The following is a 23,984-nucleotide window of genomic DNA, read 5'->3' on the forward strand; positions in this document are numbered from 1 at the left end:
GTACGTGGTGTGACCATAGCCACCACTGACGAGCATAAAGCCGTCCAGGAGTCCATGCGCGGGTGGGCGGCAGCGGTGCGCCCAATTGCAACAATGCGTTCCGGTGGGTCGGATTTCTGGCGCGAATACTGGTCGCGCCTCGCCGATCTCGGGATATTCCGGGTCGCGGTCCCGGAGGAGGCCGGCGGTGCGGGTTGTTCCGTCGGAGATCTGGCCGTGCTGGTGGAGCAGGCGGCACATGATCTCGTAGGCGGACCCGTACTTTCGACGGCCCTCGCCGGCCTCGTTGCCGGAGAGATGCTCGACGAGAATACGCCGTGCGGTATCGCGCTCGGTGGCGAAATCGCGATATCGGTCGGCGAATCCGGGGCAATTCTGTCCGGTGAGTGGGACTCGGTTCTCGGCGCCGCGCCGGGCACCGCCGTCCTGGTGCCGGTCGTCGACGGGGAGCGCCACCTGTGGGGTCTGATCGACGCCGATGCGGCGGGCCTGCGGGTGGAGCCGCTGCCCACCATCGACCAGACCGTTCCGCTCGCGCGGGTGGTCTGCGCGGAAGTTGCTGTCGCGCCGGACCATTTGTTCGAACCCACGCAATCCGTACTCGATATCGCCGCCACGCTGATTGCGGCCGAGGCCGCCGGTATTGCCGGATGGTGTTTGGAAACCGCGACCGAATACGCGAAGGTGCGCGAACAATTCGGGCGCAAGATCGGCGAATTCCAAGCGGTCAAACATATTTGCGCGTGGATGCTGTGCCGGGCCGAGCAGATTCGCGCGGTGGCCGCCGATGCGGCCGCCGCGGTTGATGCTGAGACGAACGAACTTCCGCTCGCGGCGGCGGTGGCACTGTCCATCGCGCTGGACGCCGCGGTGGAAACCGCCAAGGACTGCATTCAGGTGCTGGGTGGAATCGGTTTCACCTGGGAGCACGACGCGCACCTGTATTTGCGCCGGGCCACCGCCATGCGGCAGTTGCTGGGCGGTTCCGCGCGCTGGCGCGCCCGGGTCACCGAATTGACATTGCAGGGTGTGCGCCGCACGGTCGGTCTCGATCTCGGCACCGCTTCCGGCGGGGCCGAGGGCGAACCCAATTGGGACGCAGTCGGTTTGACCGCGGCCGAGGCCGCGGTGCTGGCTGCGGACCTGGCCAAGATCGCCGCCCTGCCCGAGGCGGAACAGCGCAACGCGCTCGCCGAGTCCGGACTGCTGGCCTCGCATTGGCCGGTGCCGTACGGACGCGGCGCGGGTCCGATCCAGCGCACCTGGATCGATGACCAGGTGCGCAAGGCGGGCATCACGCTGCCCGAACTGGCCATTGCCAACTGGGCGATTCCGACTCTGCTGCAATGGGGTTCGCCCGAGCAGATCGAGCGCTACGCACTGCCGACGCTGACCGGTGAGGTCATCTGGTGCCAGCTGTTCTCCGAGCCGGAGGCCGGTTCCGATCTGGCCGCGCTGCGCACGGTGGCCGAGCGGGTCGAGGGCGGTTGGAAGCTGCGCGGTCAGAAGGTGTGGACCTCGCTGGCGGACAAGGCGACCTGGGGCATCTGCCTGGCGCGCACCGATCCGGCCGCGCCCAAGCACAAGGGCATCAGCTACTTCCTGGTCGATATGAAGAGCGCGGGCATCGATATCCGCCCGCTGGTCGAGATCACCGGTGAGGCGCGCTTCAACGAGGTCTTCCTGGACGATGTGTTCGTCCCGGACGACTGCCTGGTCGGTGCGCTGGAGAACGGCTGGAAGATCGCGCGCTCGACGCTGTCGGCCGAGCGGGTCGCCATGGGCGGCAAGGGAATCGGGGATGAGCTGGAGGCGTTGATCGCCGCCGCGCCCACCTCCGGACCCGGTGCGGAATTGGTGGCGGATCGACTCGGCGGACTTGTCTCCGAATCAATCGCTGGAACATTGCTGGACGCGCGCGCGGCGCAAAAACTGCTATCCGGTGGAGACCCGGGTCCGCAGAGCAGCGTGCGCAAACTGGTCGGTGTCAGACACCGGCAGGCAGTCGCCGAATTTGCCGTGGAAGTGGCTGGCGCGGCGGGTGCTTTGGAAACCGATGTGGTGAAAGAATTCCTGCTCACACGCTGTTTGTCCATTGCGGGCGGTACCGAGCAGATTCTGTTGACCGTCGCCGGTGAACGAATTCTCGGACTGCCGCGCGAATCGCACGGTTAGCCCACACCTCAACCGGGAGTAATGAATTGGACTTCACGCGGGACGAGAGCCAGGATGCTGTCGCCGAGGTTGTTGTAAGTTTGCTGGAGCGTGAAAGCGCACGCGATATCGCGCTCTGGCCGATTTTCGCGGGCAGTGGACTGCTCGCCGTGCCCCTACCCGAGCGGTTCGGCGGTGACGATATGGGTCTGCTGGAGGTTTCCGCCATGCTGACCGAACTCGCCACCGACGCCGTGCAGATTCCGGCGCTCAGCACGCTCGCCTTCGGCGTGCTGCCGCTGCTGGCCATCGGCGTGCCGGATACGGTGGCGCAGAAGGTGTTTCCCGCCGTCGCCGACGGCGCGGTGCTCACCGCCGCACTGCACGAGGCTGGCGCGCCGTTCACCGTGAAGCCCGAGACCACCGCGGTCGCGGACGGTGACACCGTGCGAGTCACCGGTTCCAAGGTGGCGGTGCCGTACGCCGATACCGCGCGCTGGATTCTGGTCCCGACCACCTCGGGTATCGCGATCGTCGACGGTGACGCGCCGGGCGTCACCAAGACCGCGAGCCCGACTTCCGATGGGGTGCCGGAGTTTTCGCTGCGCTTGGACGGTGTGCAGATTCCGCCCGAGCAGTTGCTGCCCGGCGGTATCGCCGAACTGCACCGCTTCGCGCTGGCCGGAATCGGCTCGGTCGCGGACGGTCTGCTCAAGGGCGTTCTCGCGCTGACCGCCGAACATGTGCGCACCCGCGAGCAGTTCGGTCGTCCGCTGGCCGAATTCCAGGCTGTCGCACAGCAGATCGCCGATGTGTACGTGGTCTCGCGGACCCTGCACGCGGCGGCGGCATCGGCCAATTGGGCGCTTGCACAGGCTGTGTCCTTCTCCCGGGACGGGGTGGACAACGCCGAACACCTGGACCGCACCGAAGACGATCTGGATGTACTCGCCTACACGGTGGCATCGGAGCTGCCCGCTGCCATGCAGCAGTGTCATCACCTGCACGGTGGTCTCGGCGTCGATATCACCCATCCACTGCACCGCTACTACTCACAGGCCAAGGACATCGCGCGCTGGCTGGGCGGCGAATCGTTCCGGCTGGACCGTTTGGGAGCCAGATGTTCATCGAACTGACCGCTGAGCAGCGCCGGCTGCGGGACGAATTGCGTTCGTATTTCACCGGTCTCGTCACTCCCGAAGAGGAGGCCGAGATGCTGGTGAACCGGCACGGTGACGCCTACCGCACGGTCGTGAAGCGCATGGGCGCGGACGGCAAGCTGGGCGTCGGCTGGCCGAAGGAGTACGGCGGGCAGGGTTTCGGGCCGCTGGAACAGCAGATCTTCTACAACGAGGCGGTGCGCGCCGACGTACCCGTCCCGCTGGTGACGCTGCTGACCGTCGGCCCGGCGCTGCAGTCCTTCGGCACGGATGAGCAGAAGCGGAAGTTCCTGCCCGGAATCCTCACCGGCGACATCCATTTCGCCATCGGCTACTCCGAGCCCGATGCCGGAACCGACCTGGCGGCGCTGCGCACCAGCGCCGTGCAGGACGCCAACGGTGACTGGATCGTCAACGGGCAGAAGATCTTCACCACCGGAGCGCACGAGGCCGATTACATCTGGCTGGCCGTGCGCACCGGCACGGTGGAATCGCGGCACCGCGGCATCACCATCCTGATCATGGACACCAAGGATCCGGGCTACTCCTGGACCCCGATCATCACCGCCGACGGCGCGCACCACACCAATGCCACCTATTTCGACAATGTGCGCGTGCCCGCGAGCATGGTCGTCGGCGAGGTGGACAAGGGCTGGAAGCTCATCACCACCCAGCTCAATCACGAGCGGGTGAGCCTGGGCCCGTCCGGCAAGATCGAACAGCTCTACACCCGGGTCCGCGAATGGGCGCATAAGCAGGGCGTACTGGGTGAGATCGAGGTGCGGCGGTCGCTGGGCCGGTTGCACGCCATGGTGCGGCTCAACGAGCTGCTGAACTGGCAGGTGGCCTCCAATATGGAGCGCCCCGACGCCGATCCGGCCGATGTGATCGCCGACGCGTCCGCGACCAAGGTGTACTCCACCGAGGCGCTGCAGGAGGCCGGACGCCTGGCCGAGGAGATCGTGGGCCGCTACGGCGATCCCGCCGATCCGGCGACCGCCGAACTGCTGGTGTGGCTGGACCGCCGCACCAAGCAGAATCTGGTGGTCACCTTCGGCGGCGGCGTCAATGAAGTCATGCGCGAGCTCATCGCCCAAATGGGCCTGCGGCTACCCCGCGTGCCGCGCTAGCAAGAAGGAATTCGACAGTGACGCAAAGCTTCACGGCCGACGAGATCCGAGCGGCCGGGGAAAAGATCAAGGAAGCGGGGCAGTCGTCCCCGCGTCTGGCCCGCGATCCGGTGAACCAGCCCATGATCAACAACTGGGTGGAGGCCATCGGGGACGCCAACCCGATCTATGTCGACGAGGCCGCCGCCATCGCCGCCGGACATCCCGGCATCGTGGCCCCGCCCGCCATGGCTCAGGTGTGGACCATGCTGGGGCTCAACGGAACCCGGCCCGCCGACGACCCGATGACGGTCACCAACGAGCTGCTCGACGCGGCCGGGTTCACCTCGGTGGTCGGCACCAATTGCGATCAGGTGTACCACCGCTACCTCGAGGTCGGCGAGCAGGTCACCGTCCGTTCCTCGCTGGATTCCCTGGTGGGGCCGAAGCGTACGGGTCTGGGTGAGGGCTGGTTCGCCACCTATCGCACGAATTGGTATGTGGGAGAAGAGCTCGTCACCGAGATGCTCTTCCGCATCCTGAAGTTCGCGCCCGGCACCGGTGCCGCGCCGAAGGCCGATCCGGCGGCGGATCTGGCCAAGCGGGTCAAGCCGGTGGTCTCGCACGACACCCAATTCTTCTGGGACGGCACCAAACTCGGCGAGCTGCGGATTCAGCGGCGGCCGGACGGCGCGCTCCAGCACCCACCGGTTCCGGCGATCTGGCAGGACAAGGCCAAGGAGACCGAGTACGTCGTGGCCTCCGGGCGCGGCACCGTCTTCAGTTTCGTGGTGCACCATGCCCCGAAGGTGCCCGGCCGGGCGCTGCCGTTCGTGGTCGCGCTGGTCGAACTGGAAGAGGGTGTGCGCATGCTCGGTGAGCTGCGCGGTATCGATCCCGCCGACGTCGCCATCGGTCAGGCCGTCGAGGTCGGTTTCGAGGCCCTCGATGACGACAACACCGTGCCCTATTGGAAGGCTGTGTCATGACCTCCACCGTGGAACTTGCCGCAGTGCAGGTCGGAACGACGTTGCCGGAGTTGGTGATTCTCGCCGACACCACCTTCATCGTGTCCTCGGCGCTGGCCACCCGGGACTTCCAGGACGTGCACCACGATCCGGCGCTGGCGGTGGAGCGCGGCTCCAAGACCATCTTCGCGAACATCCTCACCGATACCGGTGTGGTGCAGCGCTTCGTCACCGACTGGGCCGGTCCGGCCGCGCGGGTGAAGTCGATCTCGCTGCGCCTGGGCGTGCCGCTGTACTCCGGTGACACCCTCACGCTGTCCGGCACGGTATCGGCCGTGCAGGGCACCGAAATCACCATCGACGTGGTCGGCAAGGACAGCCTGGGCGACCACATCACGGCGAAAGCCGTTATCTCGCTTCAGGAGGCACGCGCGTGACCGGTCTGAGTGGCCGCGCCGCCATCGTAGGCATCGGCGCCACCGACTTCTCCAAGGATTCCGGCCGCAGTGAACTGCGCCTGGCCGCCGAGGCGGTCACCGCCGCGCTCGCCGACGCCGGACTCACCCCCGCCGATGTGGACGGCCTGACGACCTTCACCATGGACACCAATACCCAGGCCGCCGTGGCCCGGGCCGCCGGTATCCCGAGCCTGAAGTTCTTCAGCAATATCCCGTTCGGCGGCGGCGCGGCGGCCGCGACGGTGCAGCAGGCGGCCATGGCCGTGGCGACCGGTGTCGCGGATGTCGTTGTGGCGTACCGGGCTTTCAACGAGCGCTCGGGGCACCGCTTCGGTCAGTTCTCCACCCAGCTGGCGGGCAATGCCACCTCCTCCGGTGTGGACAACGCGTTCTCGTACACGCACGGTCTGGGCACCCCGGCCGCGCAGGTGGCCATGGTCGCGCGTCGCTATATGCACGTATACGGCGCTACCAGTGCGGATTTCGGCACCATCGCGGTGACCGATCGCAAGCACGCCGCGGTGAATCCGAACGCGCACTTCTACGGTAAGCCGATCACCCTGGAGGAGCATCAGGCTTCCCGTTGGATCGCGGAGCCGCTGCATCTGCTCGACTGCTGCCAGGAGACCGACGGCGGTGTGGCGATCGTGGTCACCAGTGCCGAACGGGCCAAGGATCTTCCGAACAAGCCCGCCGTGATCGTCGGCGCGGCACAGGGTTCCGGCGCCGATCAGTACGTCATGACCAGCTACTACCGCGATGCCATGACCGGCCTGCCGGAAATGGGCCTGGTCGGCGATCAGCTGTGGGCCCAAAGCGGTTTGCGCCCGGAGGATATGCAGGCCGCGATCCTCTACGACCACTTCACCCCGTTCGTGCTCATGCAGCTCGAGGAACTGGGTTTCTGCGGTCGCGGTGAGGCCAAGGACTTCATCAAGGACGGTGCGCTGGAGGTGGGCGGGCGACTGCCGCTGAACACCCACGGCGGCCAGCTCGGTGAGGCGTACATCCACGGTATGAACGGCATCGCCGAGGGCGTGCGCCAGATTCGCGGCACCTCGGTGAATCAGGTTGCGGGCCTGAGCAATATCGTCGTGACGGCCGGCACCGGCGTCCCGACCTCGGGTCTGGTGCTCAGCTCCAACTGATCCGTCACGTCGAATGCCCGGGTGAGATCCGTTCTCGCCCGGGCATTTCGCGTTCGGGGCTACCTGCGGTGGAACACCCGGTAGAGGTTGAAGTCGTAGCCCCAGCCGTAGGTCTTGGGGGTGAGGAAGCGCGGCTCGTCCGGATTCCACCAACGCGCCTTCGCTCGCTCCCAGGTCGGTCGCCGCCAGTCATAGGGCATGCCCAGGAAGGTCCCTTGGGGTTCGGGCGGTGTCTTGTCGGTGCGCTCCGGTTCCGTCATAGGGCCAGGCTACGACCATTTTCGAGGTGGGGGGTTGCGCGCCGCGAAAGAGTGAGTGTACAGTCACTCACATGACCAAGCGCGGAGTTACCCTCTCCACCTCGGACGTTCGCCGGGAAGCCGTTCTCGACGCGGCCATCGTGGAGTTCGCCCGGACCGGGTATCACGGCACGCCGATCACCACCGTCGCCACGGCGGCCGGGATATCGACGGCCTACGTGTTCAAGCTCTTTCCGAGCAAGGTCGAACTGTTCGTCGCGGCACTGGACCGGTGCTTCGAACTGGTGGAGCGTTCGCTCGCCACGGGTGCGGCCCGGGCGGGGGAGGGTGATCCCGAGAAGATCCTCTACGAGATGGGCGGGGCCTACGCCGAACTCATCTCGAACAAGAGTCTGCTCATGCTCCAGGTGCACGCCCAGTCCGCGACCGATATCGCCGATATCGCCGACGCGCTGCGCCGGGGCCTGGCCCGGGTCACCGACTATGCCAAATCACGTTCGGGCGCAACCGATCCCGAGGTGCAGAAGTTCATCGCCTACGGGCAGCTGTGCCACCTCATCACCACGCTGGGGCTGGACGGGAGCGAGGGCGGCTGGGCCGCGATCCTCAATCTCGGTATCCGGCATCCGGGCTGATTTTTCGAGCCTCTCGAACGAGAGGCTTTTCATTTACCCATCGAGTGACTGACCGGTCACTCACGCATCAGGAAGAAGAAGATCATGTCGATCACCGCCACCGAAATCGTCCTGCCCGGCACCGTCGAGCCCGAGGGACTGCTCACCACCCACCGCGAACTGGCCGCCCCGAAGCCGGGCCAGGCGCTGATCGAGGTCGAGGCGACCGGCGTCTCCTTCGCCGAACAGCAGATGCGCCGCGGCAAGTACTACGACCAGCCCGCCTTCCCGTTCGTGCCCGGCTACGACCTGGTCGGCACGGTCGCCGAGGTCGGATCGCCCGCCGAAGCCGGACTGGTCGGCAAGCGGGTCGCCGCGCTGACCAAGGTCGGCGGCTGGGCCAGCCACGTGCTGCTGAACAGCGCCGATCTGATCGAGGTGCCCGCCGAACTCCCCGCCGACGCCGCCGAAACCTTCGTCGTCAATGGCATCACCGCCTGGCAGATGCTGCACCGCTACGCGAAAGTGCGTGCGGGACAGACGATCCTGGTACACGGCGCGAACGGCGGCGTCGGCTCCACGCTGGTGCAACTGGCCCTGGCCGCGGGCGTCAAGGTGATCGGCACCGCCTCGGCCCGCAATGCCGACCAGGTCACCGCACTCGGCGCGACCCCGGTCGACTACCGCGGCGATGTCGTCGCTCAGGTCCGCGCCCTGGCCCCGAACGGCGTCGACGCGGTCTTCGACCACGTCGGCGGCCCCGGCATCGTGGACTCCTTCAACCTGCTCGCCCCCGGCGGCACCCTGATGGCCTACGGCACCGCCTCCACCAAGGACGACACCGGCAACTCCCGCCTCCCGGTCCTGAAACTGTTCGCTCGCCTGATGCTCTGGAACGTCCTGCCCAACAAGCGCAGCGCTCACTTCTACAACATCTGGACCGGCCAGCGCCGCGCGACCGCCTTCCGCCGCAAGCTCACCACCGACCTGACCGCCGTCTTCGCGCTCGCCGCCAAGGGTGACCTGCGCCCCCAGATCGCCGCCCGCTTCCCCCTGACCCAGGCCGCCGAGGCCCTGACCCTCGCCGAATCCCGCACCGTCACCGGCAAGGTCGTACTTCTGCCCGCGCGGTAGTCACCAGTCGCTCTCTCGCCCAGTAGCTTTCATTCAGCAGAGGAAGAACCGCCATGCTCGCCAAGCCGTACCTGACCGCACACTACGAGCCCGTCCCGGATGAGCTGACCGCCCACGATCTCACCGTGCGCGGCAGCATCCCGCCCGAGCTGAGCGGCCGCTACTTCCGCAATGGCCACAATCCGAAACCCGGTGACGTGCCGACGCATTGGTTCAAGGGCGCGGGCATGATCCACGGCCTGCGACTGCGGGACGGCCGCGCCGAGTGGTACCGCAATCGCTGGGTGCGCACGCCCGCGCTGGACGGTGCGCCGCTGCTGCGGGAAGACGGTTCGATGGATTTGACCGCGAGCATCGCCGGGACGCACATCATCGAGCACGCCGGTCGCATCCTCGCACTCCAGGAGGCCAACCTCCCCTTCGAGATGACCCCCGAGCTGGATACGGTGGGCCCTTACGATTTCGGCGGCAAGCTCACCACCGCCATGACCGCGCATCCCAAACAGGATCCGGTCACCGGTGAGCTGCACTTCTTCGGCTACTCGCCGATTCCGCCGCATCTCGTCTACTACGTAGCCGGTCCGGACGGGGTGATCCTTCGGCAGCAGATCGTCGAGGGCGCGGGGCCGTCGCTCATGCACGATTTCGGGATCACCGAGAATTACGTTGTCTGGCTGGATATGTCGGTGATCTTCGATCACGCCGAGCAGTCCGGCATCCCGTACCGGTGGAGCGATGACTACCGGCCGCGCATCGGCATCCTGCCCCGCTCCGGCGGCGCGGTGACCTGGTTCGACGTGGAACCCGGTGCGCTGCTGCACGTCTCGAACGCCTACGAGGACGAATCCGGCCGCGTCGTGATCGAGGGGCCGCGCTTCGACCGGTCGGCCTGGGAGACCGGCTGGAAGTGGTGGATCGGCGCTCCCGGATATCCGTCCAGCCCCAATGGTGGTGCGCTGCAACATCGTTACGTTCTCGACCCGCAGGTGGGGCGGGCGCGGGAGACCATGATGGACAGCCTGATCACCGATTTCCCCACCATCAACGAGGACTACATCGGGCGGCGCAATCGCTACAGCTACGCGGTCGCCTTCCCCGGTGCGGGGCTGGAGGGCGTGGGAATCCTCAAGTACGACAACGATTCCGGTAAGAGCGAGCTGGCCGCCACCGGTGCGGGCCGGATTCCGGGCGAGGCGGTGTTCGTCCCCGCCGCCGGGGCCACGTCCGAGGATGACGGCTACCTGCTGACCATTGTCGGCGATGCCGCCTCGGCCTCCTCCGAACTGCTCATCCTCGACGCGCACGACATCACGGCACCGCCCATCGCGGCCGTCGAACTGCCGCGCCGGGTGCCCGGCGGCATCCACGGATCCTGGATCGAGGATTGATCCGCAACCGGGTCGCCGAACCCTTGCCCGGGCGTACGTTGGGGGGACGTATGTTCGGGAAGGGGATCGGTCATGTTGCAGGATCGGATGAAAGAGCTTCCGGCGGTGGATCATTCGCTGGTTTACGGGGCTCCGCTGCAGACGGCGGATGGGTCGACGATCATCACCGTGACCGGGACCTCAGGGTTTTTCCGGCCGCGGCCGCGTCCGCTGGGGGTGTTCGTGGTGCACGGGGGTGAGGTCAAGTGGGAGCCGGTCGAGGATGACGGGCGGATCGCGTTGATCGGGGTGCTGACCGGGTTCGTGGCGGCGGCGTTCGCGACCGCCGCGATGGTGAAGCGCCCGCCGTGGCCGGATGTGCGCATCACGCAGCAGAACTGAATCGTCCTGTGCGAGTGGTCACCTTCGGCTCCACTCGGCCGCGAATCCCTCTATAGATATAGAGGAAGGTGATTCGGGCGCAGGAGGTTGCCGTGCAGACCAGCGATATCGTTCTCGACCACGATCAGCGGCTGGCCGCGGATCGACTCGACGAGATCGCCGCGCGGGTGGGGAAGCGGTGGCATCGGCCGCGCGGGCTGTACCTGTACGGCGGCCCGGGACGCGGCAAGACCATGCTGATGGATCGGTTCTTCGCCGCGGTGCCCTCGGAACGCAAGCGGCGCTTCCATTTCCACAGCTTCTTCGCGCAGCTCAACGCGGGCATCCACGAGCACGGCGGCATCGATGCCGCCGCCGCGGCCCTGCTCGGTGACGCCCGGCTGATCTGCTTCGACGAATTCCACGTGCACGACGCGGGTGATGCCCGGCTGGTGGCCAGGCTGCTCGATCTCCTGTTCGCTCGGCACATCACGCTCGTGGTCACGTCGAATTACCCGCCGCAGGAGCTGATGCCGAACCCACTGTGGCATCCCATGTTCGTGCCCACCATCGACCGCATCCTGGAACACCTCGATGTGCTCTCGGTGAACGGTCCCCAGGATTACCGGCGGCTCGGCGGCAGGCACACCGGATTCGCGGCCGGGCGGTACCTCGTGGGGGAGTGCCCGGCCACCGGGCGCGCGGAGGTTCCCATCGCCCACCGCCTGATGCACGCGCGCGCCGCCGAAAACGGGGCGCTGACGGTCGATTTCGCCGAGCTGTGCGGAATCCCGGTGTCGGCGGCCGATTTCCTGGAACTGACGCGGCGGTTCCGGACGTGGACCCTGTGCGAGGTGCCGCCGCTGGATTCGGTGCCGCCGGACTGGGTGATGCGGCTGGTGAATCTGGTCGACGTGCTCTACGACGCCGATCTGGAACTGTCCGTGTACGCGCGGGTTCCGCTCGCGGATATGGGCGCTGACGTGGCCCGGGTCCCCGATCTGTACCGGACGCTGAGCCGCCTCGGCGAGCTCTCGGTACCGGCGCGCGACGCGGTGGCGACGCTCGGGTGAACACGTCGACTTGATCGACGGGAACGGTTCATGTGCCGTCTACGCGGAAGGGTGCGTGCGTTGCAAGTGACTTCTTACCGTGCATTCAGGAGGCAGCACCGAACCGGAGGGGACCGATGCGAATCCGCGAGCAGGCCAAGGGCACAGCGCCTCGCCATCCGAGCATCCCCGGCGGCCGATTGCGCGTGCTGGTGGTCGCCGAATCCTTCCTTCCCCAGGTCAACGGCGTCACCAACTCGGTGCGGCGGGTGCTCGATCACCTCGCCGCCAAGGGGCACGAAGCAGTTCTGATGGCCCCGACGGGTCCGGCCAAGTACGCCGGATTCCGGGTGCACGTGGTGCGCGGGGCGCGCCTGCCGTTCTATCGCGACTTCCGGATCGGCCTGGAGACGCGTCGCAGATTGCGCAAGGTCATGCGGGAATTCGAGCCCGATGTCGTGCATATCGCCTCGCCCGCGACGCTGGGATATCAGGCGGCCCGGGTGGCCGGTGAGCTCGGCGTGCCGACGGTCGCCATCTATCAGACCGATCTTGTGGGTTTCGCCGAACGCTATGACCTGCCCGGCGGTGTGCGCACCATGACGGCGCTGACCCGGCGCATCCACCTGCAGGTCGATCGCACGCTCGCGCCTTCCACCGCAAGCCTGCGGCAACTCGAGCTGATGGGTGTGCCGGGCCTGGCACGCTGGCCGCGCGGGGTCGACCTCGAGCAGTTCGGCCCGTTCCGGCGCTCGGCGGAACTGCGAAAGCGGCTGGCCCCCAACGGTGAACTGCTGATCGGCTATATCGGCCGGCTGGCTCCGGAGAAGGAGCTCGAGCTGCTCGCCCACCTGCTGCCGCTGCCGAATGTGCGCCTGGTCATCGTCGGTGGCGGCCCGGAGGAGAAGCGCCTGCGAAAGTTGTTGCCGGGCGCGGCTTTCCTGGGTGTGCTGCACGGCGAGGAACTCGGCGCGGCCTACGCCTCGCTGGATGTGTTCGTGCACACCGGACGTCACGAAACCTATTGCCAGGCAGCGCAGGAGGCTCTCGCCTCCGCCGTGCCGGTGGTCGCGCCGCGCTCCGGCGGCCCCATCGACGTGGTCGCGCCCGGCGCCGGATTCCTCTATCCCCCGGGCGATGCCGAGGCTTTGACAGCCCTGGTTCGCCGTCTCGTCGACGATGCCGAGTTGCGCGCGCAGACCGCGCAGAACGCTCAGCGCAGCGTGCGCGACCGCTCCTGGGCGGCCGTGAACGATCTGCTGATTCGCCACTACCGCGAAGTGATCGCGGAACGCCGCCGACTGCCAGGCGATGGCGACCTCCGCAGCCCGCTCTCCAAGGAGGCATCCTGATGCTGCGCATCTCCGTCATCGGCACCGGTTATCTCGGTGCCACGCACGCCGCGGGCATGGCCGAACTCGGCTTCGAAGTGCTCGGGGTGGACAACAATCCGGCCAAGGCGGCCGCGCTCTCGGCGGGGCGGGTGCCCTTCCACGAGCCCGGACTGCCGGAGCTGCTGGCCGGACATGTGGAATCCGGCCGGTTGCGGTTCGGCACCTCGCTGGTGGCGGCCGCCCGGTTCGCCGATGTCCATTTCCTCTGTGTCGGAACGCCGCCCGGCACCAACGGCGCGGCGGATCTGTCCCAGCTGTACGGGGCCATCGAGGGCCTGGTGCCGCATCTGACCCGCAATTGCCTGATCGTGGGCAAGTCGACGGTGCCGGTCGGCACCGCCGAGGCGCTCACCGCCCGCATCGCCGAGCTGACCCCGGCCGGGATCTCGGTGGATCTGGCCTGGAATCCGGAATTCCTGCGCGAGGGTCACGCGGTGCACGACACGCTCAGCCCCAATCGCCTGGTGTTCGGCGTGACCACGCCGGACGCGGAATGGGCGCTGCGCCAGGTGTATTCGACCCCGATCGCGGGCGGCTCGCCGGTGGTGATCACCAATCTGCCGACCGCGGAGTTGATCAAGGTCTCCGCGAATGCCTTTCTGGCGACCAAGATCTCGTTCATCAACGCGATGGCCGAACTGTGCGAGCTCACCGGCGCGGATGTGACGCTACTGGCGGACGCGCTCGGGCACGACGACCGGATCGGCCGCAAATTCCTCGGCGCCGGACTGGGTTACGGCGGCGGCTGTCTGCCCAAGGATGTGCGCGCGCTCATCGCCCGCGCCGGTGAACTGGGCGCGGCCGAGACCGTGGACTTCCTGCGCGATATCGACACCATCAATCTGCGCCGCCGCGAACGGGTGGTGCGCGAAACCCTGGATCTGCTGCACGCCAGCGGTTCCCATCGGGTCGGCATTCTCGGCATCGCCTTCAAACCGCTGTCGGACGATGTGCGCGATTCGCCCGCGCTCGATGTGGCGGTGCGCCTGCAGGCGGCGGGCGTGCAGGTCACCGCGTTCGATCCGGCGGCCACGGTCCCGGCGCGCGCGGTCGCCCCGCAGCTGATCTACGCGGCCACCGCGGCGGCCGCGCTGCACGAGGCCGATGTGGTGCTGCACCTCACCGAGTGGAGTGAGTTCAGGGACCTTGATCCGGTCTTCCTGCGCACGGTGGCGCGCGGTCGCACCCTCATCGATGCCCGCAACGCTCTCGATCCGGAGCCGTGGCTGGCGGCCGGATGGGATTTCCGGGCACTGGGCCGTCTGGTCGAGTCCCGGAATCCGGTGGCGCGCGCGGAATCCCGCGAGCCGCTGAACGCTCCGGCTCCGGAGTCGTTGCGTCCCGGTACGCTGCGCGGCTCCCGCCGGGGTGTGGAAGCACCTGCCACACTGGCGGATTCGGCGCTGACCCGATTGCGGGCCCGGGTGCGCCGCTCCGCGTGACCCGATGCGGACGTCTCGGCTCGGCCGCCCGGGGTGGCCGAGCCGCCGCTGCTCGGATGCGGTCCGGTCCTTCCGATCGGATCTATTCAGTGCGGTTTGTTATGAGCGGAACATGCGAATTGTCCGGCCCACTACCACGGGACGTGCGATGCGGTCACCGAACCTCGAGCGCGAATATATTCAGGATTCGCATGTAATCGGTGTTTCGCAATTCCCCCCAACCGGACCTACCGGCATGTAACTATGTGCCTGATTTGCAGGACTCTGGTTAGGGGTACACGTGACTGGGGTGGGGACGCTGGCATCGCGGGTGATCGGCTTGATCGCCCTGCTGATGCTCGCCGTTTTCGCGCTGCGCGGCTACATCCCCGGCACCGGCGGACCCTCCGCGCCGGGTGCGCCGTCGGCGGTGACGCTGGCGCTCATGCCGGTATTGCTGCTGGTCTCGGTGGTGATCCTGGCCGCGGGCGTGATCAATAGCCAACACCGGCTGCCACTTTCGATGCCCGAACCCGATCCGGATCGCGAGCGCGAGCGCACCGGACTGCCCCGGCTCGGACTGCTGGTGCTGATCGCGCTGGCCGCCATCGCACTGGTCGCGACCGCGGTGCTGTCGATCTACCTGGTCGGTCCCGGCCGCAAAGAACCCGCGGATCAGACGTTTTCGACCCCGTCGCCGACCACCGGCGGCACCCAGCCGGTGGACACCCTGGCCCCGCCGCCGGAATCGCTGCCCGATCCACCGCTCAGCGGTACCGTGCTGGTCCTGGTGGCCGTCGGTGCGATCGCGCTGGTACTGGTGGCCATGACCGGACTGGTGGTGGTCGCGGTCGGCTCCACGCGCCGCCCGGAACCGAAAATCGCCGGTATCGTGCCCAGTTCGCCCACCGAGGCGGTGTCACTGGCCAAGGTCGCGGAGATGGGCCTGGCGGCCATGATCGCGCCGGGTCAGGATCCGCGCACCGCCATCATCGCCTGCTATGTCGCCATGGAACGCGGTCTCGCGCAGGCGCGGGAGGTGGCTCCGCTGGCCTCGGACACTCCTTCGGAGGTGCTGGCGCGCGCCTTCGATCGCGGCTTCCTGCACGATGCCTCGGCGCGAGAGTTGGTGGCGCTCTTCGAGGAAGCCCGGTTCAGTCCGCACTCCATGCTGGAGTGGCAGCGCATGCGAGCCGAACAGCTGCTGCGCATCGTCTTGGCCGATCTACAGGGACAGGCGGAAACCGCATGAGCCGGATAGCGATAGTGGTCGGCGGCCTGCTGCTGGCGGGTCTGTTCGAGATGTTCGCACTGCACAATGACCGCACCACCCTGCTCCCGGTGGCCGCCATTCCGGTCGCCGGGGTGCTGGGATTGCTGGTCTGGTCGCTGCTGGACCGCGCCCGCCGGTATCAGCCCGCCAGTCCGGAAGATCACGAGATCGACAATGGCCCAGCGGAAATGCTCAATCGCTGGCAGGCTCGGGCACAGATGCTGGCGGATCGGTCCGAGGGCAGCCGCGCGGACTGGGACCGGCATCTGCGGCCGCTGCTCGCGAAGGAGTTCGAACTGACCAGCGGCCATCGGATGGCCAAGAACCGGCGCGCCACCGAGACCGCCGGGCAGCTGCAGTTCGGACCCGAACTGTGGCGCTGGGTGGATCCCGCCAATTCGGCGCTGCGTGACCAGACGAATCCGGCACCCGGCCGACCGGCGCTGGACGAGATCCTGCGCCGCCTCCAGAACATGTGAACGGGTTTTTCGATATGCGAGTACTGATATGACCTCACCGATGGACGTGACCGTCAAGCGCACCGATGCCGTGCTGCGGGAGATGTCCCGGGTGGTGGTGGGCAAGCGGGATGAACTGCAGCTGATCATGATCGCCGTGCTGTCCGGCGGGCACATCCTCATCGAGGATCTGCCCGGTCTGGGCAAAACGCTCATCGCCCGCTCGTTCGCGACGGCGCTGGGGTTGAACTTCACCCGCGTGCAGTTCACCCCGGACCTGTTGCCCGCGGACCTCATCGGCTCCACCATCTACGACATGCATTCGGGCCGGTTCACCTTCCGGCGCGGCCCGGTCTTCACCAATATGCTGCTGGCCGACGAGATCAACCGCACCCCGCCCAAGACCCAGGCCGCACTGCTGGAGGCGATGGCCGAGGGCCAGGTGTCGATCGACGGGGAGACCTTCCCGCTGCCACAGCCTTTCGTGGTCATGGCGACCGACAATCCGATCGAGTACGAGGGCACCTATCCGCTGCCCGAAGCCCAATTGGACCGCTTCGCACTGCAATTGCGGCTCGGCTATCTGTCCGAGACCGACGAGATGCAGATGATCCGCCGCAGGCTGGAGCGCGGTTCGCAGCCCGCTCAGATCGGCCAGGTGGTCGATGCCGAGGGCCTGATGGAAATGCGCCAATCGGTGGAGTTCGTGACCGTGCACCCCGATGTGGTCGGCTACGTCGTCTCCCTGGCCGCGGCCACCCGCAGCCACCCCCAGGTCGAGGTCGGCGCCAGCCCCCGAGCCGAACTCGACCTGGTCCAAATGGCCCGCGCCCGAGCCCTTCTCAACGGCCGCGACTACGTGGTCCCCGAGGACGTCAAGGCCCTGGCCATCCCCGCCATGGCGCACCGCATCACGCTGCGCCCCGAAATGTGGGTCCGCCGCATTCGCGGCGAGGACGTCATCGCCGAACTGCTGCGCCGCCTCCCGGTACCCCGCGCCAACCAGGCATGAGTGATCGCGTGAGCCGAACATGAACTCCCACCCCGCATTACCCCACCCGCCGCACACAGCGCGTCCCACTGCCGCCCGGGTGGGACCCGCCCCCACGAGATCTGCCGAGCGCGCCGGAATGAGGCTGCGTCGCGAGGGCATCGAGACGGCGCGGCGACCAGAGCGGTCTGCGGGGCGCTTGTGAAGCATCGGGATGAGAGTGCGGCCTCCTCGACCGAATTGCGGTGGCGGCCCGCGCCGTTGGTGTTCATGCTGGCGGTGGTGTCGGTGCCCGCGTTGGTGGCGGCGATCGTCTTGGGGCAGTGGCAGTTGGTGGTGTTCGCCGCGCCCATGCTCGGGGTGCTGGCGACCGCGCCGTTGCAGTTGTCGCGCACCAGGATTCAGGTGGACGGGGTCGGGGTGCTGCGCTGCTTCGAGACCGAGGAAGTGGTGCTGACCGCGGCCGCCTTCGTGGAGAGCGGACATGCGTTGCTGCGCATGCATTCTCAGCGGGTGGCCGGGATGGACACCCAGGTGGAGGAGGCGTTCGATTCCGGGGCCGCACCCGCCGGGATGCGCATCGCGCTGTCCGCGCCGCGCTGGGGGCGGTATCCGATTCCGGTGCGGGTGACGGCGTTGAGTCCGGCGGGGCTGGCGGTGGCCTCGGTGCAGCTGCCCGCGGGTGACGTATACGTGTACCCGATCACCGATCCGCAGCGAATGCGCCTGCCGCGCACCGAACTTCCCGAGCGGATCGGCACGCATCTCACCCGCAGGCACGGCCCGGGCGTGGAGTTCGCCGATGTGCGCGCGTACGCGCCGGGCGATCAGCTGCGCACGGTGAACTGGGCGGTGAGCGCGCGCCGCGGACGCCTGTTCGTGACCGAGCGCTTCACCAATCGCGCGGCGGATGTGGTTGTGCTGGTGGACACCTCGCTACAGGCCCCGGGTCCGGCCTCGGACTCACTGGAGCTCTCGGTGCGCGGCGCGGCGCAGGTGGCGCAGTCGGCGCTGCAGGCCGGTGACCGGACAGCCGTTGTCTGCCTGGGTCGTTCGCCGCGCTGGCTGCGCCCGGATATCGGCCGCCGCCAGTTCTATCGCATCGTCGACACCGTGCTGGACGTGGGCGATGAACATATCGCCACCCAGGGCTCGCTGGCCCCGCACGCGGGTGTGCCGATCGGCGCGGTGGTGGTCGCCTTCTCCACGCTGCTGGACACCCAATTCGCGCTGGCGCTCATCGATCTGCGCAAGCGCGGGCACGTCGTGGTGGTGGTGGACGTGCTGCGCGGCCCGCCGTTCTCCGACGGCCTGGATTCCACGCTGGCGCGCATGTGGCAGCTGGAGCGCACCTCCATGTACCGCGATATGAGCACGGTCGGTGTGGATATCGTGCCGTGGCCCGAGGACGCGCGCCTGGATCAGATCATGCGCCTGCTGCCCCAGCAGCGCCGGACCGTGCGGGTGCGCCGATGACCAGATTCCTCGCGGTGCTCTCCGGTCTGCTGCTCGCGCTCGGTGTCGCCCTGGTGTTGCCGTGGGCGGCCATCCCGACGGTCGTGCTCGCGATCGCGGGCTGGCGGTGGCGGGTCTGCGCGGTCGGCGCGGTGCTGGCCGCACTGGCCGTACTGGCCTTCGTCGAGACCGGCGCGCTGGTCGCCGGGGCGATCGGCCTGGTGGCCACCACCTACCTGCTCAATACCGCGACGGTGTCGGCTCCGATCGGGGTGGTGCCCACCACCATCCCCTCGGTGGCGGGCGCCCTGATCTTCACGGTGGCCGCCGGAACGGCGACGTTATTGCCTGCGGGCTTGTCCTGGATTCCGATCGTGGCGCCGATCGCGGTGATCCTGCTGTACGCCTTGATCATTCGAGGACTGGTGGACGAACGTTCCGGCGGGTGAAGACTTTCGGAGTGACCCCGGGGCCGACCCGGGTTACTGCAGGGCCGGCGGCATCCGCGTCGGCTTGATGCGCCCGGCGTCGACGAGGGCGCGGAAGGCCGCACCCTTGCGATCGCATTCGCCGACCACGCAGCGGCGGTGCTGCTGCATGGTGCGGTGCGCCTCGGTCACATCGAGTTCGTGATCGGGTGCGCCGTGCGACCAGACGGAAGTGGACAGGATGGGATCGGCGGATGCGGTGTGCTCATTGCTGATTCGCTCGCGGATCCGGTCCACCGACAGTCTGTCCGGATCACGATGCGGTTGATGCAGGCTCACGAACGTGACGGCCATGATCGTGAGCATTGCCAGGGTGGCTGTGAACACCTGCCAGCCGGCCATTGGTTCACCTTCTCCATGTCTATCGGTTGAATCGGGGGTAGTTCGCTAGATATTCACCATAAGGCCGCGAGCGTTACTTGTTCCAGTGCTTCATAGGTCAGAAACAGCCGAATTTCGGCCTATAACAGCAACTTACCGACCGGTTCCGGCCCGAAGTACGCCGAGAGTTTGCGAAGATTTTCCTGTGACCGACGGCCAGGCGCAGTTGCGTTCCATAACCAGTGCGGCACTGCTGGTCGAATTCGCGTCGGGACGGGGGATACCCACGCCTGCGCTGTTGCGCGGCACCGGAATTCGCGAAGGCGATCTGCTCGACTCCACCGCCGAGATCACCCTCGGGCAGGAATTGGCGCTGATGCGCAATGTGGTGGCCGAGGTCGGCGATGAACCCGGCATGGGTCTGATGGCCGGATTGCTGTGCCATCCGCCCAGCTTGGGCGTGCTGGGCTTCGCGCTGATGAGCTGTCCGACCGTGCGCGACGCGGTCGGTCTGGCGTTGCGCTACGCGGATCTGTCCTTCACCGTCGCCCGGCATCACCTGGTCATCGACGGGCAGGATGTCTCAATTGTCCGGGACGACAGCGGTGTTCCGCGCGAGGTGCGGCGCTTCGCGGTGGAACGCGATGTGGCGGCCATCTGGACGATTCAGCAGGATGTGCTGCCCATGCGGCCGCCCATCACGCGGGTCGCGGTGGCCTTTCCGCCGCATCCGGTCTACGAGATGTTCGGGGCCATGCTGGGGGTCGAGGAGGTGACCTTCAACGCCGCCCGCTCGGTGGTGACCGGTCCCGCCGATATTCAGAGTCTGCAACTGCCGCAGGCGAATTCGGCCACCGCGCGGTTCTACGAACAGCAGTGCGCCGATCTCATGCAGCGCCGCCGCAGCCGGGTCGGTATCAGCGGGCGGGTGCGGCAATTGCTCATCAGCCGGGGCGGTATCGCCGATCAGTCCCGGATCGCGGCGGAACTCGATCTGAGCGTGCGCACCCTGCGCCGCCGGCTCGCCGATGAGGGCACCACCTTCCGCGAACTGACCACCGAGACCATCGGATTGCTCGCCGAGGAGCTGCTCATCACCGGAATGACGGTGGAGCAGGCCGCGATTCGGCTCGGCTACGCCAGCGTGTCCGCGTTCACCTCGGCCTTCCGCGCCTGGAAGGGGCAGTCGCCCGGGCAGTTCGCGCGCGAGAACCGCGGACGGGTGTCGCGCGCCAGCTGAACGCTGTATCACGGTCCAGCTGAACGCTACGGCTCGCACGGGTGCGAATCGGGCGAAGGCCGCACTCCCGGACCGTCGAATGCACTATGGCGATTGAAATATTCCGATCTCCCGGAATTTTTCCGGTGGCCCGAATCAGCAAGGGCCGCGACCGAAAATCGGTAGCGGCCCGGCTGTTTCGGGGGGTTTACGCGGTGTGGGTCAGCACCACATCGGCCAGTACGGGCGCGTCATCGCGCTCCACCACGGTCGCGGCGATGAGCAGTTCGCCCTCGGTCTCCCAGATGCGGGTGCGCAGTGTCTCACCCGGGTACAGAACTCCGGCGAACCGGGCGCGGAATCCGGTGACGCGGGCGGCATCCGAGCCCAGCGCGGTATCGGTGGCGGCCTTGAGGACCAGGCCGTACGTGCACAGGCCGTGCAGAATCGGGTTGGGGAATCCGGCATTACGGGCGAATTCCGGATCCGAGTGCAGCGGATTGCGGTCACCGCACATGCGGTACAGCAGCGCCTGCTGCGGCAGGGTCGGGGTCAGCACATCGAAATCCGGTGCGCGGTCCGGGAGTTCGGCCTTGGCCGACGGTCCGCGATCGCCGCCGAAACCGCCCTCGCCCTTGGCGAAGATGGAAGAGCGCGCGGTCCACAGCAATTCACCGTCCGAGCTGGTGGCGGTGTGCTCCTGCCAGATCACCGCGGCCGAGCCCTTATCCCAGATCTCACTGATCCGGCGCTCGAAAACCGCCTTGCCCGAAGCCGGAATCGGCCGGTGCACCACGATCTCCTGGCTGCCGTGCACCACCTTCGCGAGGTCGATGTCGACACCCGGGAACTGCACCTTGGGTGGCTCCGTTTCGTGGAAAAACGGTGCGACAGTTGCGAAAGAGGGCAGAACCTGCGGATTGCGGTCATCCAGGTACCGAAGTTCGGCCGGTTCCGTCCAGCGCGCACCCGCGCCCAGCGCCAGGTTGTACAGCTGCACATCCGACGGCGTCCAACTGAAGTCGACGGACGGCAGCACCGCGCCGAGCGCGATATTCGGATCGATGGGCATTACTACTCCTCGTGAGATCGGTGGGCATAGACCCATCGGGTCCGATACTCCGGTGCACAGGCCGCGCGCGGCAAGCGGCGCGCCCGCTCGCCGGGACAGTCGACCCCGGTGACGTTTCAGTGTGTGATGCCCGCCGCGCCACCGGGCAGGGGGTTCCGGCGATGCGGCGGGCAGGGGGGTGGGCTGGGCGCGAGCACGACGTGACCCGACTCGCGCCCAACCCGTCCTGAACTGGGTTGGGACAGTTCAGGAGTTCTGGTCGGCCGTCACGGCCGCGCCGTTCTTCGCCTTGGCGGCGATATCGAGCGCGGCGAGGTAGCCGAAGGTGATCGCGGGTCCGATGGTCGCGCCGGGACCCGCGTAGGTGTGGCCCATGACGGGGGAGGAGGTGTTGCCCGCGGCGTAGAGGCCGTCGATGACGGTGCCGTCCTCGCGGAGCACGCGGCCGTCGTTATCGGTGACCAGACCGCCCTTGGTGCCGAGATCGCCCGGGTACATGCGGACACCGTAGAACGGGCCCACCTCGAGCTTGTTCAGGCACGGGTTCGGCTTGATGGTCGGATCGCCGTAGTAGCGGTCGTAGGCGCTCTTGCCGCGGCCGAAGTCCTCGTCGACGCCGCTGTCCACGAAGCCGTTGAAACGCTCGACGGTCGCGGTCAGGCTATCGGCGGGCACGCCCAGCTTCTCGGCGAGTTCGGCCAAGGTCGGCGCCACGACGATGTTGTCGTTTTCCATCCAGCGGGACGGAAAACGCTGACCGGGCTGCAGACCAGCGAAGATGTAGCGACTCCGGTAGCGCTGGTCGAACACCAGCCACGAGGGCACGTTCTCGCCCGGACCATCACCCTGCCCGTATTCGCCGCCGTACATGGTGTGCACAGCCTCGACGTAAGGAGCGGACTCATTACCGAATCGCTTGCCTTCGTCGTTGACGATGATGCATCCCGGCAGATTGCGCTCGGCGAGCGCGAACCACGGCTTGCCCTGGCCCTTGAGCGTGGTGGGACCCCACCAGGCGTCTTCCATGAAGTCAACGGCCGCACCGGCATCCAGGCCCGCGCGGATGGCGTCGCCGGTATTGGCGGCCGCACCGGTGGTCCATTCGGTGGTGATGGGTTCACGCTGGTACTTGTGCCGCATATCGGCGTTGTGCTCGAAGCCGCCCGCGCCCAGGATCACGCCGTATTTGGCGTTGAAGCGGACGGTCTCGCCGTTCTGCTCGGCCTCGACGCCGGTGACGACGCCGTTCTCGATGACCAGCCCGGTGAGCGGAGTGTTCAGCAGCACAGGCACATTCGCGTCCAGCAGGCCCTTGCGCATACCGGCGATGATCGCCTGGCCCATGCCGACGAGCGCCTTGCCGGTGACTTTGCCCCAGGCCCAGCGGGTTCCGACGCGCAGCACCGTGGCGAAGCCGATGGGGTGGCGGCGCAGCAGGTTCAGCTTCTTGTAATCCGCCTGCAGGATAACGACATTCAGCGGAGCCTTGGAGTAGGGCGGTTCCAGGTTGAAGCGTTCGGCGCCGAGGATCTTGAGGTTCAGCGGTTTGGGTTCGCAGGAGCGGCCGTCCGCCTTACCGCCCGGTGCCTCCGGGTAGTAGTCGGAGTAGCCCGGCACCCACTTCATCTTCAGTGCGGAGTGGTCCAGCACGAAGTCGAAAGCCTCCGCGCCGCGGTCGATATAGGTATCGATCTTGTCGGCGGGCACCACATCGCCGATGATGCTGCGCAGGTAGGTGCGGGCTTCCTCGCGGTCGTCGGGACGTCCCGAAGCCTTGAGCGCCTTATTGCCCGGAATCCAGACACCACCACCCGAGCGGGCGGTGGATCCGCCGTAATGCGCGGCCTTCTCGATGAGCACCACGCGCAGACCGCGGTGTGCGGCGGTGAGGGCGGCGGTCATACCGGCGGCACCGCTGCCGACCACCACCACGTCGTAATCCCGATCAGTCATGTAGAACACGTTATAGAATCAATCCTGGTTTGGTCTATGTTGGTCTGGCAGGTGGGACTGCTGAGGCGATTTACTTCACAAAAACTCGTTTCAGTTTCTAGTCTCGTAACTGCTTGGCCACCGGCCGGCCCCTT

General features: G+C 67.3%; 23 protein-coding genes. 19 read left to right on the plus strand and 4 right to left on the minus strand.

What is annotated here, in order from left to right; genetic code table 11:
* Window positions 1-9 precede the first annotated feature (9 nt).
* Genes ACFC0O_RS26855 through ACFC0O_RS26880 form a run of 6 tightly spaced genes read left to right on the plus strand, consistent with a single transcriptional unit; the run spans window position 10 to window position 6,997 of the window.
* On the plus strand, window positions 10-2,175 hold the full coding sequence (locus ACFC0O_RS26855; protein ID WP_375962406.1) for an acyl-CoA dehydrogenase: 2,166 nt from the start codon (window positions 10-12) through the stop codon (window positions 2,173-2,175).
* Between the two features lie 26 nt (window positions 2,176-2,201).
* Window positions 2,202-3,290 (plus strand): acyl-CoA dehydrogenase family protein, encoded by a 1,089-nt coding sequence (locus ACFC0O_RS26860; RefSeq protein ID WP_375962409.1) that lies wholly within the window; start codon window positions 2,202-2,204, stop codon window positions 3,288-3,290.
* A complete protein-coding gene (locus ACFC0O_RS26865; protein WP_375962411.1) occupies window positions 3,275-4,444 on the plus strand; it encodes an acyl-CoA dehydrogenase family protein in 1,170 nt (389 codons plus the stop codon). Before ACFC0O_RS26860 ends, ACFC0O_RS26865 begins: the two co-directional genes overlap by 16 nt.
* A 17-nt stretch (window positions 4,445-4,461) precedes the next feature.
* Window positions 4,462-5,412, plus strand: coding sequence for a bifunctional MaoC family dehydratase N-terminal/OB-fold nucleic acid binding domain-containing protein (locus ACFC0O_RS26870; protein WP_375962413.1), 951 nt, complete (start codon window positions 4,462-4,464; stop codon window positions 5,410-5,412).
* Complete coding sequence (locus ACFC0O_RS26875) at window positions 5,409-5,828, plus strand: MaoC family dehydratase (RefSeq protein WP_364637714.1); 420 nt, start codon at window positions 5,409-5,411, stop codon at window positions 5,826-5,828. Before ACFC0O_RS26870 ends, ACFC0O_RS26875 begins: the two co-directional genes overlap by 4 nt.
* Window positions 5,825-6,997 carry a lipid-transfer protein gene (locus ACFC0O_RS26880; protein WP_375962415.1) on the plus strand — a complete coding sequence of 391 codons (1,173 nt, stop codon included), beginning with the start codon at window positions 5,825-5,827 and terminating at the stop codon, window positions 6,995-6,997. Before ACFC0O_RS26875 ends, ACFC0O_RS26880 begins: the two co-directional genes overlap by 4 nt.
* Before the next feature lie 59 nt (window positions 6,998-7,056).
* On the opposite strand, the gene ACFC0O_RS26885 is transcribed toward ACFC0O_RS26880, so the two are convergent.
* Window positions 7,057-7,257, minus strand: a complete 201-nt coding sequence (locus tag ACFC0O_RS26885) for a hypothetical protein (protein WP_375962418.1) — start codon at window positions 7,255-7,257, stop codon at window positions 7,057-7,059.
* A gap of 71 nt (window positions 7,258-7,328) precedes the next feature.
* Here ACFC0O_RS26885 and ACFC0O_RS26890 point away from each other — a divergent pair, with 71 nt between their 5' ends.
* The 12 genes from ACFC0O_RS26890 to ACFC0O_RS26945 all read left to right on the plus strand — a co-directional run bounded on the left by ACFC0O_RS26890 (window position 7,329) and on the right by ACFC0O_RS26945 (window position 19,246).
* Window positions 7,329-7,892 (plus strand): TetR/AcrR family transcriptional regulator, encoded by a 564-nt coding sequence (locus tag ACFC0O_RS26890; protein WP_375962420.1) that lies wholly within the window; start codon window positions 7,329-7,331, stop codon window positions 7,890-7,892.
* An 84-nt stretch (window positions 7,893-7,976) separates the two neighbouring features.
* Window positions 7,977-9,005, plus strand: coding sequence for a medium chain dehydrogenase/reductase family protein (locus ACFC0O_RS26895; protein ID WP_375962423.1), 1,029 nt, complete (start codon window positions 7,977-7,979; stop codon window positions 9,003-9,005).
* A 53-nt stretch (window positions 9,006-9,058) separates the two neighbouring features.
* A complete protein-coding gene (locus tag ACFC0O_RS26900; protein WP_375962425.1) occupies window positions 9,059-10,393 on the plus strand; it encodes a carotenoid oxygenase family protein in 1,335 nt (444 codons plus the stop codon).
* Window positions 10,394-10,465: 72 nt separating this feature from the next.
* Entirely contained in the window at window positions 10,466-10,774 is a 309-nt protein-coding gene (locus ACFC0O_RS26905; RefSeq protein WP_375962428.1) for a hypothetical protein, read from the plus strand.
* A 92-nt stretch (window positions 10,775-10,866) separates the two neighbouring features.
* Complete coding sequence (gene zapE, locus ACFC0O_RS26910) at window positions 10,867-11,826, plus strand: cell division protein ZapE (protein ID WP_375962431.1); 960 nt, start codon at window positions 10,867-10,869, stop codon at window positions 11,824-11,826.
* A 179-nt stretch (window positions 11,827-12,005) separates the two neighbouring features.
* Entirely contained in the window at window positions 12,006-13,157 is a 1,152-nt protein-coding gene (locus ACFC0O_RS26915) for a glycosyltransferase family 4 protein (protein ID WP_375963865.1), read from the plus strand.
* Window positions 13,158-13,159: 2 nt separating this feature from the next.
* Window positions 13,160-14,641 (plus strand): UDP-glucose dehydrogenase family protein, encoded by a 1,482-nt coding sequence (locus ACFC0O_RS26920; RefSeq protein ID WP_375963868.1) that lies wholly within the window; start codon window positions 13,160-13,162, stop codon window positions 14,639-14,641.
* A gap of 280 nt (window positions 14,642-14,921) precedes the next feature.
* On the plus strand, window positions 14,922-15,872 hold the full coding sequence (locus ACFC0O_RS26925; RefSeq protein ID WP_364637730.1) for a DUF4129 domain-containing protein: 951 nt from the start codon (window positions 14,922-14,924) through the stop codon (window positions 15,870-15,872).
* On the plus strand, window positions 15,869-16,372 hold the full coding sequence (locus ACFC0O_RS26930; RefSeq protein ID WP_375962434.1) for a hypothetical protein: 504 nt from the start codon (window positions 15,869-15,871) through the stop codon (window positions 16,370-16,372). The genes ACFC0O_RS26925 and ACFC0O_RS26930 overlap by 4 nt, the downstream gene beginning before the upstream one ends.
* A 28-nt stretch (window positions 16,373-16,400) precedes the next feature.
* Window positions 16,401-17,363, plus strand: a complete 963-nt coding sequence (locus ACFC0O_RS26935) for a MoxR family ATPase (RefSeq protein WP_364637734.1) — start codon at window positions 16,401-16,403, stop codon at window positions 17,361-17,363.
* 180 nt (window positions 17,364-17,543) lie between these two features.
* Window positions 17,544-18,818, plus strand: coding sequence for a DUF58 domain-containing protein (locus ACFC0O_RS26940; protein ID WP_375962437.1), 1,275 nt, complete (start codon window positions 17,544-17,546; stop codon window positions 18,816-18,818).
* Complete coding sequence (locus tag ACFC0O_RS26945; RefSeq protein WP_375962439.1) at window positions 18,815-19,246, plus strand: hypothetical protein; 432 nt, start codon at window positions 18,815-18,817, stop codon at window positions 19,244-19,246. Before ACFC0O_RS26940 ends, ACFC0O_RS26945 begins: the two co-directional genes overlap by 4 nt.
* Before the next feature lie 33 nt (window positions 19,247-19,279).
* Here ACFC0O_RS26945 and ACFC0O_RS26950 read toward each other — a convergent pair whose 3' ends face one another.
* Window positions 19,280-19,627: a hypothetical protein gene (locus tag ACFC0O_RS26950; protein ID WP_364637740.1), complete on the minus strand. Its 348-nt coding sequence runs from the start codon at window positions 19,625-19,627 to the stop codon at window positions 19,280-19,282.
* A gap of 184 nt (window positions 19,628-19,811) precedes the next feature.
* Between ACFC0O_RS26950 and ACFC0O_RS26955 the strand changes: the two genes are divergently transcribed.
* A complete protein-coding gene (locus ACFC0O_RS26955) occupies window positions 19,812-20,846 on the plus strand; it encodes an AraC family transcriptional regulator (protein WP_375962442.1) in 1,035 nt (344 codons plus the stop codon).
* A 187-nt stretch (window positions 20,847-21,033) separates the two neighbouring features.
* Here ACFC0O_RS26955 and ACFC0O_RS26960 read toward each other — a convergent pair whose 3' ends face one another.
* Window positions 21,034-21,897, minus strand: a complete 864-nt coding sequence (locus tag ACFC0O_RS26960; RefSeq protein WP_375962444.1) for a MaoC/PaaZ C-terminal domain-containing protein — start codon at window positions 21,895-21,897, stop codon at window positions 21,034-21,036.
* Window positions 21,898-22,143: 246 nt separating this feature from the next.
* Entirely contained in the window at window positions 22,144-23,850 is a 1,707-nt protein-coding gene (gene kstD, locus ACFC0O_RS26965; RefSeq protein ID WP_375962447.1) for a 3-oxosteroid 1-dehydrogenase, read from the minus strand.
* Between the last annotated feature and the right edge of the window lie 134 nt (window positions 23,851-23,984).

Source organism: Nocardia sp. NPDC056100 (assembly GCF_042266325.1).
Lineage (GTDB): Bacteria > Actinomycetota > Actinomycetes > Mycobacteriales > Mycobacteriaceae > Nocardia.

What these genes read in the sequence shown, in the direction of transcription:
- ACFC0O_RS26865 (WP_375962411.1), top strand. Translation starts at nt 3,275, where the DNA reads ATGTTCATCGAACTGACCGCTGAGCAGCGCCGGCTGCGGGACGAATTG.
- ACFC0O_RS26875 (WP_364637714.1), top strand. Translation starts at nt 5,409, where the DNA reads ATGACCTCCACCGTGGAACTTGCCGCAGTGCAGGTCGGAACGACGTTG.
- ACFC0O_RS26885 (WP_375962418.1), bottom strand. Translation starts at nt 7,257, where the DNA reads ATGACGGAACCGGAGCGCACCGACAAGACACCGCCCGAACCCCAAGGG.
- ACFC0O_RS26890 (WP_375962420.1), top strand. Translation starts at nt 7,329, where the DNA reads ATGACCAAGCGCGGAGTTACCCTCTCCACCTCGGACGTTCGCCGGGAA.
- ACFC0O_RS26895 (WP_375962423.1), top strand. Translation starts at nt 7,977, where the DNA reads ATGTCGATCACCGCCACCGAAATCGTCCTGCCCGGCACCGTCGAGCCC.
- ACFC0O_RS26900 (WP_375962425.1), top strand. Translation starts at nt 9,059, where the DNA reads ATGCTCGCCAAGCCGTACCTGACCGCACACTACGAGCCCGTCCCGGAT.
- ACFC0O_RS26905 (WP_375962428.1), top strand. Translation starts at nt 10,466, where the DNA reads ATGTTGCAGGATCGGATGAAAGAGCTTCCGGCGGTGGATCATTCGCTG.
- ACFC0O_RS26930 (WP_375962434.1), top strand. Translation starts at nt 15,869, where the DNA reads ATGAGCCGGATAGCGATAGTGGTCGGCGGCCTGCTGCTGGCGGGTCTG.
- ACFC0O_RS26935 (WP_364637734.1), top strand. Translation starts at nt 16,401, where the DNA reads ATGACCTCACCGATGGACGTGACCGTCAAGCGCACCGATGCCGTGCTG.
- ACFC0O_RS26945 (WP_375962439.1), top strand. Translation starts at nt 18,815, where the DNA reads ATGACCAGATTCCTCGCGGTGCTCTCCGGTCTGCTGCTCGCGCTCGGT.
- ACFC0O_RS26950 (WP_364637740.1), bottom strand. Translation starts at nt 19,627, where the DNA reads ATGGCCGGCTGGCAGGTGTTCACAGCCACCCTGGCAATGCTCACGATC.
- ACFC0O_RS26960 (WP_375962444.1), bottom strand. Translation starts at nt 21,897, where the DNA reads ATGCCCATCGATCCGAATATCGCGCTCGGCGCGGTGCTGCCGTCCGTC.
- kstD (WP_375962447.1), bottom strand. Translation starts at nt 23,850, where the DNA reads ATGACTGATCGGGATTACGACGTGGTGGTGGTCGGCAGCGGTGCCGCC.